A 17,223-nucleotide genomic window follows, 5' to 3' on the forward strand; every position below is an offset into this window, starting at 1 on the left:
ATTCATATATAAGAATTTTTTACCGATAGGTATGTATGTTATATCCATACAAATTTTTTCTAATGGTTGATTAGCTGTAAATTCACGATTTAATATATTATCATATACCTCAGATGATTTAAACTTACGTCTATATACTTTCTTTCTAATAATAGATTTAATACCTAGTTCTTTCATCAACCTATATACTCTCTTATGATTAATAGGGGTATCAAGTATTTTATTTAAATAAGTACAAATTCTTTTTCTACCATAAGTGCCTCTATATTTTTTATGTATTTCAATTATATAATCCTTAATAATTCTATCTTTGATATCCCTATCGGAAGATTTTTTAGAATAACTTAGCCATTTATAGTAACCACTTCTTGACACACCTATCAACTTACACATACTAGAAATACTATACTTCCTAGACATAAGTTTAATTGTTTTAAATTTATCGCTTACTTTGACTTGTCCGATAGGGTACTTAACTTTTTTAAGAATTCATTCTCCATGCGTAAGTACTTCAATTCTTCTTCAACAGATTTAAATATTCTATTATCATTTTCTAGACTAATATTTTTAAATCTGCCCCTAGTTTCCTCATTAAATGCAATTTTACCTTTATTTTTATAATCTTTTACCCAGTTTTGAACTTGTGTTTTGCTTCTTATATTCAGCATCTCAGCAATTTTGTATGATGAGTATCCTTCTTTTATATATAAGTTTACAGCTTTTAGTTTAAGTTCTTTGCTATATTTTTTGTGTTTTTTAGACATAGAAAAACCCCCTTAGAGTATACACTTTTTAGACCTATTATAATGGCCTTTTATTTAAATGTCTACTATAAGGGGATTATACTAAAATAGAGATAAGCCTCTTTTCATTGGTGAAATTATGAAAATATATTTGATTTCATACAAAAAGAGTGCCTCATGAACTAAAAAGTTCATTTTGAGACACCCTATTTTATTTAAGAATAAATTTTTTAATTTGTTAGAAGTTATTTAGCTTCTTCACAAGCACATTCTTGTGGACATTCTCCATAAATACAACTCTTATCAAAGTAATGAGTATGAAGATATTTATGAGCTACATCACTATTTGGTTCTCCAAAGAAGTCTTTGTAAATAGCTTGTAAATCAGGATTCTCATGAGATTTACGAATAGCTTTGTTTCTATCTATTTCATATAACGCATTTGCACGTCTATCAACTATTTCAGTATTACCATGGTGATAAGGTTGACCAGCACCTCCAACACATCCACCAGGACATGCCATAACTTCTATGATGTGGTATTTACATTCTCCACTTCTAACCTTATCCATAATCTTTCTAGCATTTTTAAGTGTATTTACAATACATACATTAACTGTAGTTCCATCAACATCTATACTTGCTTCTCTAATTCCTTTAAGACCTCTAACATTAGTAAAGTTTACATTATCTAAAGTCTTATTAGTTATCTTCTCATATGAAGTACGTAGAGCAGCTTCTAGAACTCCACCACTTGCTCCAAATATAGATGCAGCACCTGTAGATTTTCCTAAAGGATTATCAAAATCTTGGTCTTGAAGATTAGGTAAATCGATAGCAGCTTCTTTTATCATCTTAGCTAACTCTCTAGTAGTTATAGAAAGGTCAACATCTAATATTCCAGATTCGCTTAATTCCTCTCTTGAAGCTTCATATTTTTTAGCTACACAAGGCATTACAGATACAACATAAAGTTCTTCAGGATTGATTCCTAATATTTTAGGTGCATAGTAGTTTTTAGCTATAGAACCAAACATACCTTGAGGAGACTTACAGCTAGATGCTAAGTTTAACTTGTCTGGATAGTTGTGCTCTAAGAAGTTTACCCATGCAGGGCAACAGCTTGTTAATATAGGAAGATTTTCACCTTTTTGGATTCTTTCTATAAATTCAGTAGCTTCTTCCATTATAGTAAAGTCTGCACCGAAGTTTGTATCAAATACATGTTCAAATCCAAGTGCTTTTAAAGCAGCTACCATTTTTCCTGTAGAGATTGAACCTGGTTCTAATCCAAACTCTTCACCAATAGCAACTCTTACAGCAGGAGCAACTTGTACTACTATAGTCTTTTCTTTTTTATTTAAAACATCCCAAAGTTTAGGTACATTATCTACCTCTGTTAATGCTCCAGTTGGACAGACAGATATACATTGACCACAGAATGTACACTCTGTTTCAACCATATCAGAGTTAAAGAATGTACTAACTAAAGTATTAAATCCACGATTAACTCCAGATAATGCCCCTACTGTTTGTATGTCATTACATACAGTCTCACATCTTCTACATAATATACACTTAGAATGGTCTTTAACTAAAGATTTAGTAGAAGTGTCTTTACCTGCAAAAGATTTAGAACCTTGATATCTTATTTTTCTTACTCCTAAATCAGCAGCTATAGTCTGTAATTCACAATCTCCATTTTTTTCACATACAAAACAATCTTGTGGATGGTCTGATAACAATAATTCAACAATAGTTCTACGAGCATTTAATGCTTTTGCACTATTAGTTTGAACTCTCATACCTTCCTTTATAACTGTTCCACAAGCTGGAACTAAGCCTCTCTCTGTCTCAACCATACAAACACGACAAGAAGCACAAGTGTCAAGCTTATCTATTTCATTCATATGTAAATGACAAAGGTTGTGTATTTTTATATTTATTAATTTCGCAGCATCTAAGATAGAAGTTCCACTAGGTGCTGAAACGTGTTTGCCATTGATAGTTAAATTAACTAAACTCATTGTTATTCCTCCTCCAAATAAGTTATTTCTTGATTATAGCATTAAATGTACAATTATCTATACAAGCACCACATTTTAGACACTTAGAAGTATCTATTGTATGTTGTTCCTTAACAGAACCTGTTATACAACCAGCAGGACACACTCTAGAACATTTTGTACAACCCTTACAGTCGTCTGTTATAAAATAAGAAAGTAAGTTCTGACATTTACCAGCAGGACATTTCTTATCTACAACATGAGCTATATACTCATCTTTGAAATATTGAAGAGTACTTAAAATAGGGTTTGGAGCAGCTTTACCAAGACCACATAATGAAGCAGTTTGTATAGTTTCAGCAAGGTTTTCTAGGTCATCTAAATCTTGTAGAGTACCATTACCTTCTGTAATTTTAGTTAATATTTCTAATAATCTTGTAGTACCTATACGACAAGGTGTACATTTACCACAAGATTCTTCAACAGTAAACTCAAGGAAGAACTTGGCTATATCTACCATACAATCAGATTCATCAAGAACAAGCATACCACCAGAACCCATCATTGAACCGATAGAACTTAATGAACCAAAGTCTATAGGAGTGTCTAAATGTTCAGTTGGTATACATCCACCAGATGGTCCACCTGTTTGAACAGCCTTAAATTTCTTACCTTCAGGAATTCCTCCACCAATTTCAAATACAATATCTCTTAAAGTAGTACCCATTGGAACTTCAACAAGCCCTACATTTTCTACTTTTCCACCAAGAGCAAATACTTTAGTACCACTAGAATCTTCAGTACCTAAGTTTGCAAACCAATCTCCACCATTAAGTATAATTGCAGGTATATTAGCAAAAGTCTCAACGTTATTTAAACAAGTAGGAGATTTCCATAGACCACTCTTAGAAGAACTATAAGTCTTCATTCTAGGTTCACCACGTCTACCTTCAATTGAATGCATTAGAGCTGTACCTTCACCACAAACGAAAGCACCTGCACCATATTTTAATTCTAATTTAAAGTTAAATCCAGTCCCTAAGATATTTTCACCAAGTAAACCGTATTTTTCAGCTTGAGCTATAGCTACTTTTAATCTTTCTATAGATTTTGGATATTCTGCTCTTATGTATATGTATCCTGTATCAGAACCTATAGCATATCCACATATTGCCATAGCTTCAAGTACACTATGTGGGTCACCTTCAAGTACAGATCTATCCATAAATGCACCTGGGTCACCTTCATCAGCATTACATACAACGAACTTTTTATCTGTTGGACCAGCTGGATTTTTTGAAGCAGCTTCCCATTTAGAACCTGTAGGGAAACCAGCTCCACCTCTACCACGAAGACCAGAAGTTTTTACCTCTGTAATAACTTCTTGAGGAGTAAGAGAAGTTAAACATTTGCCTAGAGCTAAATAACCATCATTGGCAATATATTCTTCTATACTATCTGGGTCTATAAGACCACAATTTTTTAAAGCTATACGTAACTGTTTTTTGTAGAAAGACATTTCTTCTTGTTCTTCTACTTTTTTACTTAAAGATTCTTCTTCATATAATAATTCCTCAACAACTGTATTTCTAATTAAGTGACTTTGAACTATCTTTTCAGAATCAGATGGCTCAACTTTTACGTAGAAAACGTTATCAGGATAAACTTTTACGATAGGACCTTGAGCACAGAAACCAAAACAACCTGTCAAACGAACACTAACTTTGTCTTGGATTCCTGATTTCTTTATTTCATTTTCTAATTCACTAACTATTTCTAGACTGTTTGAAGATGTACATCCAGTATCACAACAAACAAGTAATTCTCTTCTTAATACATTTTCCTTAGAATAATTTTTTCTTAAGCTAAGATTAGGTTTCAGCTCATCAGCTAAAACTTTTAATTCATCAAATGAATTTACTTTACGCATTATTTATTCACCCCTCTTAACAATTCAATTCTAATTCTCTATAAGTATCTAATATTTCGCTTACTTGGTCAGGTTTCACTTTACCATAAACTTTACCATTTACAGTAACAACTGGAGCTAAACCACATGCCCCCAAGCATCTTAAACCTTCTAAAGAAAATTTAAAATCACTAGTAGTTTCTCCAACTTTTATGCCAAGTTGTTTTTCAAAAGCACTTAAGATTTTGTCAGCACCTTTTACAAAACATACAGTCCCTAGACAGACACTGATTTTATACTTACCTACAGGTTCTGTAGTAAAATAAGAATAGAATGTAACAACCCCATATACCTTTGCAGGAGCTACTCCAAGTTTTCTAGCAACATGAAGCTGAACTTCTTTTGGAAGATATCCAAATATACCTTGGGCTTCATGTAGAACTTGTATTAACGCACCTTCCTTTGTTGCAAGAGAGTCAATAAATATATCTAGTTCGTCAAATAATTGCTTGTTGTGTGAAATAAAATCGCACATAACAAATCCCCCTTTTCTTTTTAAAGTTATTATTTTGCATAAAATAATTAACCATGAGTTGACCCCAACATTATGTGGGTGAACAAAACCAAAACAATAAAGAAAGAATAATATACAACAATTTCTTTATTCATAAAAACAATGCAAAAAAGTTACCTATTAAAAATAAAAACTATACTAGTCTATTATAATATAAAATAATTCAGAATAGTTAAAAAAAATAAAAAAAATGAGCTAAATTCAATAAAAAAAAAATAATACATATAAAAAACTTTAAAAAATAAACCAAAATGTAAAATTTTTATAAAATAAAAGATTTATAAAACTGCTGATAATAGTCTGGAAATGGATTCCTTAATTTTTATATAAGTAGACCTAGAATTATATATATCTAATGTTATTTCTTTTGAATTTAAAATATCATTTTCAAATATAACTCTTTGTTCCAATGCTTTTTTTGAAGAGTACATAAATGCATTCACTTCAAAATTAAGCTCAAAACTTCTTATATCCATATTGGCTGTTCCTATAGAACAGATAGAGTCATCTATAACTATTGTCTTAGCATGTAAAAATGCATTTTGACCATAAGTATAGATTTTAGCTCCAAACTTTAAAAGTTCTCCAGCATATGAATATGATGCCCAGTATACAAAGGGATGGTCAGGTTTAGAAGGAATCATAATTCTCACATCAACACCAGATAAACAAGCTATTTTTAAAGTATCTATAAATGTTGAGTCAAGTATTAAATAAGGACTCTGTATGTATATATACTTTCTAGCTTTCTGAATCATTTTAAGGTAACCATATTTAATCTCGTCAAGTTCTGATATATCTGGACCACTTGATACTATCTGAATCCCAATATTTTCAGAAAGATGATTAGAGTGTGCTTCTTCTTCTATAAAGTACTTTTCTAAGTCTAAATCTTCTTTAGTTGTGTATCTCCAATCAAGGATAAATCTCATATTTAGGTCAATTACACAATCACCAGTAAGCTTAGTATGTGTATCTCTCCATAAACCAAATTTTGGATTTCTACCTAAATATTCATCACCAACATTATATCCACCTACAAATCCTACTTTACCATCAATAACAACAATTTTTCGGTGATTTCTATAGTTTAAGTTAAAGTTTACAATTTTTAAGAACGATGGGAAGAAGCTTCCGACTTTAACACCACTTTCTTTAAGTCTTGAAAGTGTACTATTTTTTAGTGTTCTACCACCAACTGCGTCAAATAAAAGTCTTACTTCAACACCTTCTTTAGCCTTGTCTACTAGAATGTCTATTATTTCAGTTCCGATTTTGTCATCTTTGAAAATATAAAATTGTATGTTTATATATTTTTCAGCTTTTTTAAGTTCTTCAAGAAGACTGTTAAAAAATTGACTAGACTCAGCATAAATCCACACATTGTTATTATTGGTATAATGAGCATTATTTGAATTAGCCAATGCATAAATCATATCCTTATGTTGATGTATATCTGAATCAATTTCAGATGTAGATTGGAGTTTAACGTGAGTATCGAGTATATTACTTTTGATTATCTTATCATCCTTTTCTTTCAGTCTAAACATATTGTTTTTTGAAATATTTCTACCAAAAGCTATATAAAGTATGAATCCAAGTGCAGGAATCAATACTAATATAAGAAGCCATGTTAAAGTTGTATTTATGTTTCTTTTTTCCCTAAAGATAAGGTTCAGTATAACCATGAAATTAATTATATATATTGTAGTAACTGTTATTTCATATATTGACATTTCGAAAAATGATATATCAAACATAAAATTTCCTCCTTCAAATATTTATTAAAATAAGTAATTATATATAATAACACAAACATATATCTATTATATATAATACCTCAACAATAAAAAAGTAAAATAAATAATCGAAAGGTAAATTTTTCAAATTCAATATAAATTATTTCGAAATTAACAAAGTTGTTATATAATAAATAATATAATTATATAAGACAAGTATATATAAGCATATAGTATATTTTTTATGTTAATAAAATTTATTATATATCATATTGTTATTATATAATTATTGCCATAAAAAGACAAGGGAAAGTATAATTTTTAAGGGGGAAGGATTTATGAGTAAAGGATTCTTGACACCTGGGGAAACGGCACAAGCAACTATAAGTGCAGGCATAAAAAAAGCAAACATTTCAACACAAAATGCAATTTTATTGGGTTTATTTGGAGGAGCATTTATAGGTTTTGGGGCATTGGGAAGTATGATAGTTAGTCAAACTTTTGGCAAGATAGACCCAGGAGTAGCTAGCTTTTTAAGTGCAATGGTCTTTCCAGTAGGTCTTATGCTTGTAGTGGTAGCAGGAGCAGAGTTATTCACTGGAAACACTTTAATGGCTATTGCCCTTATGGACAAAAAAATAACATTAGGAAAAATGTTAAGAAACTGGGGACTGGTTTATTTTGCAAATTTAGTAGGTTCAATTTTATTAGTAGCACTTGTCTTTTATTCTTCTACATTAGCAGGGGATGCAGCTACAAAAGCTATAGCTGTGGCAGAAGCTAAAGTTAATTCAACTGTAGTTTCAATGTTTTTAAAAGCAATACTTTGTAATATTCTAGTAGTTTTAGCTGTATGGATGGCTACAGCGTCTCAAGATATAATGTCAAAATTGGCTTCATGCTGGACAGTAATAATGCTATTTGTGCTATGTGGATTCCAACATAGTGTTGCAAACATGTTTTTTATACCAATGGGAATGGCATTAGGAGCAAATATAACTATGGTTCAATTCATAACTAATTTGGTAGTTGTAACACTTGGAAATATCGTTGGAGGTTCCATAGTAGTTGGGGGAATTTATTATCTTTGCTATGTTAAAAATAGTTAGATAAATAATATGAATTAAATTGCCTTTTAAAGCATTGATATCAGTGATATTGATGCTTTTTTTAAATTATTTATATTCTTTTATATGTTGTTATTTTTTTTTTTTTACTTTATTATATATTTATTGAATATAGTTTGTAATTAAGAAACTTAAAATATAAAGTCCATATGATAAGCAAAATCATATATTATTGAATATAGTTAATACTATATATTAATGTAAATTAAATAATATTGACAGCTAAAGTTTAGTATAATTTGGGAGGAAATACAATGAATAATCAAGATATATATGAAAATTTATTAAATATATTAAGTAAAGATGATATAAAAGTCGATGAACCTATGAAAAAGCATATTTCATTCAGGGTAGGAGGACCAGCAGATATATTAGTTAGACCTAGAACTGAAGAACAATTAAAAAATGTACTTCAGTTGGTAAAAAAAGAATCTATTCCATATTTAATAATTGGAAATGGTTCAAATATTTTAATTAAAGATGGTGGAATAAGAGGAGTAGTAATAGAATTAGCAGATAATTTTAACTCTTATGAGATAAATGATACTAGGATAACTGCTCAGTCAGGAGCTTTGTTATCGGTTCTAGGTAAAGCTCTTCAAAAACAAGAATTAAAAGGATTTGAGTTTGCATCAGGTATACCTGGAACATTAGGAGGAGCATTAGCCATGAATGCTGGAGCATATGGTGGTGAAATGAAGGATATAGTAAAGTCAGTAAGACTGATGGATATGGAAGGAAATATCTTTGAACTTTCAAATGAACAGATGGAATTTGGGTATAGAAGAAGTATAATATCGAAAAACGGGTATATAGCTTTATCAGCAGAATTAGAATTACAAAAAGGAAATTATGATGAAATAAAAAGTTTAATGGATGATTTAGCAACGAGAAGAATAACTAAACAACCATTAAATTTTGCTAGTGCAGGAAGTACATTTAAAAGACCAACAGGACATTTTGCAGGTAAATTAATAGAAGAAACTGGATTAAGAGGTCTTACTTTAAGAGGAGCACAAGTATCTGAAAAGCATTGTGGATTTGTAGTCAATCAAGGAGAAGCAAGTGCTAAAGATATTTTAGACTTAATATATGTTATAAAAAGTGCTGTATATGCCAAGTTTGGAGTTATGTTGGAAGAAGAAGTCAAAATACTTGGAGAGGATTAACAGATGAAAATACTGGCTGATTATCATACACATACATTATATAGTCATGGTAAAGGAACTATTGAGGACAATGTAAAGGTGGCCATTTCTAAGGGAATAAAGACAATAGGAATATCAGACCATAGTTACAAACATATCGCATATGGTGTAAAGAAAAAAGATATTGTTAAAATGAGAGAAGAAGTAAATTATTTAAATGATAAGTATAGTGATATAGATATACTTTTAGGTATGGAGTGTAATATATTAGATGACAAAGGTAATATAGACATGGATAATAAATTTATTAAGGAATTTGATTATATTATGGCTGGATATCATTTTGGTTCTACTCCTACATCATTCAAAAGTTTATTAAATCATTGTAATAATTATATTTTAAAAACTGAAAAAGCAAAAGAATATAATACAAAAGCTGTAATAAACGCGATAAGTAATAATGATATTTTTATAATTACTCATCCTGGAGATAAAGGAGATGTGTATATAGAAGAAGTAGCAAAAATAGCAAAAAAGACAGATACTAGACTTGAAATAAATAGTAGTCATTCTTTTTTGAATGTGAATCAATTAAATGAGATAAAAGAGCTAGAAAATAAATTTATAATAGGCTCAGATGCACATTGTCCAGAAAGAGTTGGTGATTTTGAGCTAGCTATGAAGACTATATCTGACTCTAATTTGGATATATCATTAGTAGAAAACATTATAATATGATAAACATAAGATAAAAGGGAGGAGTTAGCAATGAAATTTGTTATAGTTACAGGTCTTTCAGGATCTGGAAAAAGTGAGACAATGAGAGCTTTAGAGGATATGGGATTTTATTGTGTAGATAATCTACCTCCTGCTTTGATAACTAAATTTGCAGAACTATGTTATCAACCAAATTCAAGTATTGATAAAGTTGCTCTAGGGATAGATATAAGAGGAAGAAAGTTTTTTGAAGCGCTTCATGAAAGCTTAAATTACTTGGAAAAAGAAAATTATGAATATGAAATGGTATATTTGGATTGTAATGATGATGTATTGTTGAAGAGATATAAAATGACAAGAAGAAATCATCCATTAGCAAAAGACATGCAGATTCCAGAAGGCATAAAAATGGAAAGAAAGATAATGGAGCCTTTAAAGGAATTATCTACATGTATAATTGATACAACTAATATGAAACCAAAAGACCTTAAGGAAGAAATAAAGAAAATATATTCTTCTGGTGAAGATAATCCAAATCTAACTATTTCTGTAGTATCTTTTGGATTTAAACATGGTATACTTGCTGATGCAGATTTAGTATTCGATGTAAGATTTCTTCCAAATCCCTATTATGTTGAAGGGTTAAGAGCTAAAACTGGTGATGATAAAGAAGTTAGAGATTATGTTATGAATTCTAAAATCAGTGAAGAATTTTATGTGAAACTTTTAGATATGATTCATTTTTTAGTGCCTCAATATATAGAGGAAGGAAAACAACATCTAGTAATTGGTGTTGGATGCACAGGTGGAAGACATAGGTCAGTTACTATAACAAATCTTATAGCGGAGGATTTATCTAATAAGGGATATAGAGTTGTAAAGAAACATAGAGACTCTATGTTGCGATAATGGAGGCAAACATGGCTAAATTACTTATTATTGTAGGAATTTTAGGTTGGATTGCATTAATTGTATCGTTATTTATATATAAAAAAGCAAAAAATGAAAAAGTAAAACTATTTCAAAGGTCCATTGTTGAAAATAGAGAGCCAAATGTAGTTGTAATAGGTGGAGGTACTGGTCAATCAGTATTTTTAAGAGGTCTTAAACATACTACACAAAATATAACTGCAATTGTAACTGTTGCTGATGATGGTGGAGGTTCAGGAGTATTGAGAGAAGACTTAGGAATGCTTCCACCAGGAGACATAAGAAACTGCCTATTAGCACTTGCAAATATAGAGCCAACTATGAATGAAGTTATGCAATATAGGTTTACAGAAGGACTTTTAAAGGGTCAGAGTTTTGGAAATTTATTTTTAGCTGCTATGAATGGACTATATGGAAACTTTGAAAAAGCTGTATATAAATTAAGTGAGATTTTTGCTATAACAGGAAGAGTTTTGCCAGTAACTTTGGAAGATGTAAACTTAGTTGCCAAATTAGAAAATGGCAACATAATAAATGGAGAATCTAGCATACCTGAAGAATCAAGAAGTCAAAAAAGCTCTATTGATAAAATTTTCTTAAATCCAAAAGATGTTAAACCATTAAAGGATGTTATTGCATCTATTTATGACGCTGACATTATAATTATGGGTCCTGGAAGCTTATATACAAGTATAATACCAAATCTACTTGTAGAGGGTATTGTAGAAGCTATTAAATCGTCTACGGCTCCAAAAGTATATATATCAAATATAATGACTCAACCAGGTGAAACAGAAGGATACAATGTATTAGAGCATGTTAATGCTATAGTAAAGCACACTGATGAGAATTTAATAGATTATGTAATCGCAAACAATGAAATATTGCCAGAAGAGATGCTTGACCTATACAGACAAGATGGAGCAGGGCAAGTTTTGTTAGATAAAAAGCAAAAAGATAAATTAAAAGAGATGGGTATAAAAACTATAGAAAAGAATTTGATTGAAATAAAAAATAATTATATAAGACATGATGCAAAGTATATATCTAACATAGTTATTGAGTTAGCCCTAAATCATAATTACAACAAAAGTTAGTAAAAAAGGATTTTAAAAAATTGCGTAGAAATCCTTATCATTATGTTAGTTTTAAGGAGTGAACATCGATGAGAGAAGAGGTTAGTGCTGGTGGTGTAGTCCTGTTTGGCAATACGATTCTTTTACTAAGGAAGTTCAATGGAGATTGGGTGTTACCTAAAGGAAAAGTAGAAGAAGGGGAAAATAACCAAGAGGCAGCATTACGTGAAGTAAGTGAAGAAACTGGAGTAAAAGCAGATATATTGAAATATTTAGGAGAAATACACTATACATTTAAAGAAAACTGGGATGAAAATAGAGCAGTTCATAAAACAGTTTTTTGGTATTTAATGCAAGCGAAGAATATGGATACTATTCCACAAAAAGAGGAAGGCTTTATTGATGCTAAATTTATCCATCTAGATAGAGTAGTAGACCTAGCTAGGTATGATGATGAAAAGGAGATAATAAAGGTTGCCTTACAAGAAATAAAAAAAAGGTTAAAGAAAAATTAGTTAATAGGTGATAGAGATGTCTTTTTCAACTGAAACCAAAAATGAACTAGCAAGAATTGTATCTGGGAATGAATGTTGTAATATAGCTGAATTATCAGCTCTAGTCAAATCAGGGGGAAGTATACAAATTGTTGGATATAAAAAACTAAATCTAAAAATAACAACAGAATTAAATTCAGTAGCTCGTAAGGTATTTAAGTTATTAAAAAAGAATTTTAATATTAATACCACAATCTCTGTAAATAAAAATCAAATGTTGAAGAGAAATAACAGTTATGTATTAATGGTAACAAGTGAAATGGGTTCAGAAATGTTATTAAAAAAATTAGGTATACTTGAAAATAAAGAAGGATTTTTTACGATAAACAGAATTTCAGAGAGTTTAGTTAAACATGAAGGATGTAAAAGAGCCTTCATAAGAGGAGCTTTTCTTGGTGGAGGTTCTATAAGTGACCCAGAAAAGAATTATCATATGGAATTTGTAACTAATAACGAGGAATTTGCGGATTCACTAAAAGAACTTATAAACTCTTTAGGTTTTAATAGTAAAATTGTGGCTAGAAAAAATAATCATGTTGTTTATATTAAAGAAAGTGAACAAATATCAGATTTATTGAGTATTATAGGGGGACACCACGCTCTTTTAAGTCTTCAAAATACTAAAATAGTAAAAGAAATGAGAAATAATGTAAACAGGATAGTAAATTGTGAAACAGCTAACCTTTCTAAAACAGTAAACGCAGCAGTAAGACAAGTAGAAAATATTAAGCTCATACAAGAAACTATAGGAATTAGCAGTCTGCCAGAGAATTTACAGGAAATAGCTAAGATTAGAATTGAATATGAGGATATGACTCTCAAAGAACTTGGAGAGATGTTAGAACCACCAATAGGAAAATCTGGTGTCAATCATAGGCTTAGAAAAATAGAAGAAATCGCAACAGATTTGAAAAAAAAACATTACAATAAATTGAGGGGACAATCTCAGAATAAGCATTAATTTCTAACATATAATGGGCTATGTTGAAGTTAATTCCTATTTTGAGATAAAAGTCTCTGTTTTTGTTTTAAGACGTATATTTGTGGTAAAATTAAATTTATAAAACAGGAGGTGATTTAATGAACAAAGATTTTGCTCATCTTCATGTACATACTGAGTATAGTTTACTTGATGGATTTTCGAGGGTGAAAAAACTTATAAAAAGGGCTAAGGAGTTAAACATGAGCTCAATAGCTATCACTGACCATGGTTGTATGTTTGGTGTTATAGATTTTTATAAAACAGCGATAAAAGAAGGAATAAAGCCAATTATAGGGTGTGAAGTTTATACAGCTGCACGTGGACTTAGAGATAAAGACCCAAACTATGATAAATATCAAGGACATTTAGTTCTATTAGCTAAGAATATGGAAGGCTATAAAAATTTAATAAAAGTAGTTTCCACTTCATATGTAGAAGGTTTTTATTATAAGCCTAGAGTTGACATGGAAGAACTTAAAAAGCACAATAAGGGAATTATAGCACTTTCTGCATGTCTTGCAGGAGATGTAGCACGTGCTTTAATGAATAGAAATTATGAAAAAGCAAAACAATTTGCTATTGATTACAGAGATATATTTGGTGAAGAAAATTTCTTTTTGGAAATTCAAGACCATAGTTTACCTGAACAAAAAGAAGTAAATTCTGGATTGGTCAAGTTATCAAAAGAGACTGGTATTCCACTAGTTGCTACTAATGATGTTCACTATGTAAATAAGGAAGATTCAAAAATACATGATGTCCTTATGTGTATTCAAATGGGAAAAACATTAAATGACCCAAATAGAATGAGATTTGGTAGTGATGAGTTTTATTTAAAATCAAGAGAAGAAATGGAAGAATTATTTCCATACGCATTAGAAGCTATTGACAATACTATGAAAATAGCTGATATGTGTAATGTAGAGTTTGACTTTAATACTATACATCTTCCTAAATATGATGTTCCAGAAGGATATACACCAGAAACTTATTTAAGAGAGTTATGTTTTAATGGGCTGAAAGAGAGATATGATAATCCTAGTGATGAGATACTAGAGAGATTAAATTATGAATTAGATGTAATTGAAAAAATGGGTTATGTAGAGTACTTTTTAATTGTTTGGGATTTCATAAACTTTTCTAAAGAAAATAATATTATAGTAGGGCCAGGTAGAGGTAGTGCAGCTGGTTCAATAGTAGCATACACACTTAAGATAACCGATATAGACCCAATAAAGTATTCTCTGTTATTTGAGCGTTTTTTAAACCCAGAACGTATATCTATGCCAGATATAGATATAGATTTTTGTTATGAGAGAAGAGAAGAAGTTATAGATTATGTGAAGAGAAAATATGGTGATGACCATGTTGCACAGATAATAACTTTTGGAACAATGGGTGCAAAAGCTGCAATAAGGGATGTTGGAAGAGTATTGGATATAGGTTACAATAAAGTTGACAAGGTAGCCAAGGAAATCCCGTTTGCTTTGGGAATGACAATAGATAAGGCTTTGGATACAAATCCTAATCTTAAAGAATTGTATGACCAAGACCCAGAAACAAAAGAGATAATAAATATATCAAAACAGATAGAAGGTATGCTAAGACATGCTTCTACTCATGCAGCAGGAGTAGTTATATCAAAAAATCCTGTAGATGAGTATGTACCTTTATACAAGCATCAAGATGCAATCACAACGCAATTTACTATGACAACACTTGAAGAACTTGGGCTTTTAAAGATGGACTTTCTAGGGCTAAGAACTCTTACAGTTATAAGAGATACACTTGATTTAATAGAAAAGAATAGAGTCATAAAAAACTATACAGAAAAAATAGATTTTTCAAAGATGGATTATGATGACCCAAAGGTATATGAGATGCTTTCATCTGGAAATACGTTAGGGGTATTTCAATTGGAGAGTGCTGGGATGAGAAGTTTTATGAAACAACTGAGACCAGACAATTTTGAAGACATAGTAGCGGGAATATCCTTATTTAGACCAGGACCAATGGACTCCATACCTGCATATATAAAAAATAAAAGTAACCCAAAAGATGTAACATACCTACATGAGAAATTAAAGCCTATAATGGAAGTAACATATGGTTGTTTGGTATATCAAGAACAGGTTATGCAGGTTGTTAGAGATTTAGGTGGATATAGTTATGGACGAAGTGACTTGGTTAGAAGAGCCATGAGTAAGAAAAAGATGGATGTAATGGAAGAAGAAAGACAGTATTTTATTCATGGTAAGTTTGATGAAGATGGTAACTTAGAAATTGCAGGTTGTATTAGAAATGGTGTAGAAGAGGAAATAGCTAATAAAATATTTGATGACATGATAGACTTTGCTCGTTATGCATTTAATAAATCACATGCAGCTGCATATGGAGTTTTAGCATATGAGACAGCTTATCTAAAAACATACTATCCGGTTGAGTTTATGGCAGCATTGATAACTAGTGTAATGGGAAACACTGATAAGGTAGTTGAATATATAAGAGAATGTAAAGCACTGGAAATAGATGTATTGCCTCCAGATATAAATAAGAGTTTTTCAAAATTTTCAGTTGAAGGAGACCATATAAGATTTGGTCTAGCAGCTGTAAAAAATGTTGGTGTAAATATAATAAACAATATAATTGATGAAAGAGAATCTAATGGATTATTTGTAGATTTAGTAGATTTAGTCAAAAGATTAGACCAAAAAGATACAAATAAGAGAGTAATAGAAAGTCTAATAAAATGTGGAGCTTTTGATAATATAAGTGAAAATAGGGCTAGTCTAATGGCTGGTTATGAAAGTTTATTAGAAAGTGTCTCTATGGATAGAAAGAAAAATGTCCAAGGTCAAATTTCTCTATTTGATGCTTTTGGAGACAATGAAGAAGATAGTGATTTTCAACAAATATATAGTTTGCCTAAAAGGCAAGAGTATGAAGAAAGAGAGAGACTTAACCTTGAAAAAGAAGTCTTGGGAATGTATGTAAGTGGACATCCTTTATCACAATTTGAAAAAGAATTGCAAGAAAAAACGTCTATGGATAATGGAAAATTGAATTCATTAAAAGAGGAAGAAGAATCATACCTACAAATGAATGAAACAGATGTTATAATGGGTGGAATGATTGTAACTAAAACTATAAAAACTACAAAGCGAAATGAAATTATGGCATTTATTGAATTAGAAGATTTGTATGGTGCTATAGAAATAGTAGTTTTCCCTCAACTATTACAAAAATACAATGTCATTTTAAATGAAGATAATATAATCTATGTAAAAGGAACATTAAGTATAAAAGAAGGCGAAAATGCAAAACTTATAGCTAGAGAGATAAAAGATATAAATGATGATACTGACTTTACAGCTAGAAGCCACAATTCAGGAAGAACTAGAAATGTGGAGAATATTAAAGCAGAAAATGGTAAAAAATTGTATTTGAAAATAGATAGTATGTCTGATACTGATACAACTAATAATATTGTAGAAATAGCCAAACAATATCCAGGCAATGACAGTATATACTTATATCCTATGGATGAAAATATAAATGGTGAACGTAAAGCATATAAAATGACTGGAGCATTAACTTGTATATGTGATGAATTTATAAATAACTTAGAAGGGTTACTTCCTAAAGATAACATAAAAATAAAAGCTTGATTTTTTATATAAAAATCTAAATATATTATAATAATATGAAAAATATTGTC

The 17,223-nt window shown here is 30.3% G+C and carries 14 protein-coding genes; 8 read left to right on the forward strand and 6 right to left on the reverse strand.

The features are described from left to right. From KGF42_RS14195 to cls, 6 genes are all read right to left on the reverse strand, one after another. On the reverse strand, window positions 1–420 hold a 420-nt coding region (locus tag KGF42_RS14195; protein WP_227826549.1), incomplete at its 3' end, for an IS3 family transposase. A gap of 26 nt (window positions 421–446) precedes the next feature. Further along, window positions 447–764, reverse strand: a complete 318-nt coding sequence (locus KGF42_RS14200; protein ID WP_107594536.1) for a transposase — start codon at window positions 762–764, stop codon at window positions 447–449. A 224-nt stretch (window positions 765–988) separates the two neighbouring features. Beyond that, the gene (locus KGF42_RS14205) at window positions 989–2,770 is read right to left on the reverse strand and encodes an NADH-dependent [FeFe] hydrogenase, group A6 (protein WP_227822937.1); all 1,782 of its coding nucleotides are present in this window, start codon (window positions 2,768–2,770) and stop codon (window positions 989–991) included. A 22-nt stretch (window positions 2,771–2,792) separates the two neighbouring features. Then, entirely contained in the window at window positions 2,793–4,679 is a 1,887-nt protein-coding gene (locus tag KGF42_RS14210; RefSeq protein WP_227826550.1) for an NADH-quinone oxidoreductase subunit NuoF, read from the reverse strand. 16 nt (window positions 4,680–4,695) lie between these two features. After that, entirely contained in the window at window positions 4,696–5,193 is a 498-nt protein-coding gene (locus KGF42_RS14215; RefSeq protein WP_003416946.1) for a complex I 24 kDa subunit family protein, read from the reverse strand. 317 nt (window positions 5,194–5,510) lie between these two features. Beyond that, window positions 5,511–6,992: a cardiolipin synthase gene (gene cls / locus KGF42_RS14220; protein ID WP_227826551.1), complete on the reverse strand. Its 1,482-nt coding sequence runs from the start codon at window positions 6,990–6,992 to the stop codon at window positions 5,511–5,513. Window positions 6,993–7,309: 317 nt separating this feature from the next. On the opposite strand from cls, the gene KGF42_RS14225 reads away from it, so the two are divergent. From KGF42_RS14225 to KGF42_RS14260, 8 genes are all read left to right on the forward strand, one after another. Beyond that, window positions 7,310–8,080 carry a formate/nitrite transporter family protein gene (locus KGF42_RS14225; RefSeq protein WP_227822940.1) on the forward strand — a complete coding sequence of 257 codons (771 nt, stop codon included), beginning with the start codon at window positions 7,310–7,312 and terminating at the stop codon, window positions 8,078–8,080. 272 nt (window positions 8,081–8,352) lie between these two features. Then, a complete protein-coding gene (murB, locus tag KGF42_RS14230) occupies window positions 8,353–9,267 on the forward strand; it encodes a UDP-N-acetylmuramate dehydrogenase (RefSeq protein ID WP_227826552.1) in 915 nt (304 codons plus the stop codon). A gap of 3 nt (window positions 9,268–9,270) precedes the next feature. Beyond that, window positions 9,271–9,984, forward strand: a complete 714-nt coding sequence (locus tag KGF42_RS14235) for a PHP domain-containing protein (RefSeq protein WP_227822942.1) — start codon at window positions 9,271–9,273, stop codon at window positions 9,982–9,984. Window positions 9,985–10,014: 30 nt separating this feature from the next. Then, window positions 10,015–10,872 carry an RNase adapter RapZ gene (gene rapZ, locus KGF42_RS14240; RefSeq protein ID WP_227822943.1) on the forward strand — a complete coding sequence of 286 codons (858 nt, stop codon included), beginning with the start codon at window positions 10,015–10,017 and terminating at the stop codon, window positions 10,870–10,872. Between the two features lie 11 nt (window positions 10,873–10,883). Then, window positions 10,884–11,990, forward strand: coding sequence for a gluconeogenesis factor YvcK family protein (locus KGF42_RS14245; protein ID WP_227822944.1), 1,107 nt, complete (start codon window positions 10,884–10,886; stop codon window positions 11,988–11,990). Window positions 11,991–12,058: 68 nt separating this feature from the next. After that, entirely contained in the window at window positions 12,059–12,484 is a 426-nt protein-coding gene (locus tag KGF42_RS14250) for an NUDIX hydrolase (RefSeq protein ID WP_003416968.1), read from the forward strand. Window positions 12,485–12,500: 16 nt separating this feature from the next. Then, a complete protein-coding gene (whiA, locus tag KGF42_RS14255; RefSeq protein ID WP_227822945.1) occupies window positions 12,501–13,484 on the forward strand; it encodes a DNA-binding protein WhiA in 984 nt (327 codons plus the stop codon). Window positions 13,485–13,603: 119 nt separating this feature from the next. Further along, window positions 13,604–17,173: a DNA polymerase III subunit alpha gene (locus tag KGF42_RS14260; RefSeq protein WP_227826553.1), complete on the forward strand. Its 3,570-nt coding sequence runs from the start codon at window positions 13,604–13,606 to the stop codon at window positions 17,171–17,173. The last annotated feature ends 50 nt before the right edge of the window (window positions 17,174–17,223 follow it).

Source organism: Clostridioides sp. ZZV15-6383, assembly GCF_020657735.1.
Lineage (GTDB): Bacteria > Bacillota > Clostridia > Peptostreptococcales > Peptostreptococcaceae > Clostridioides > Clostridioides difficile_D.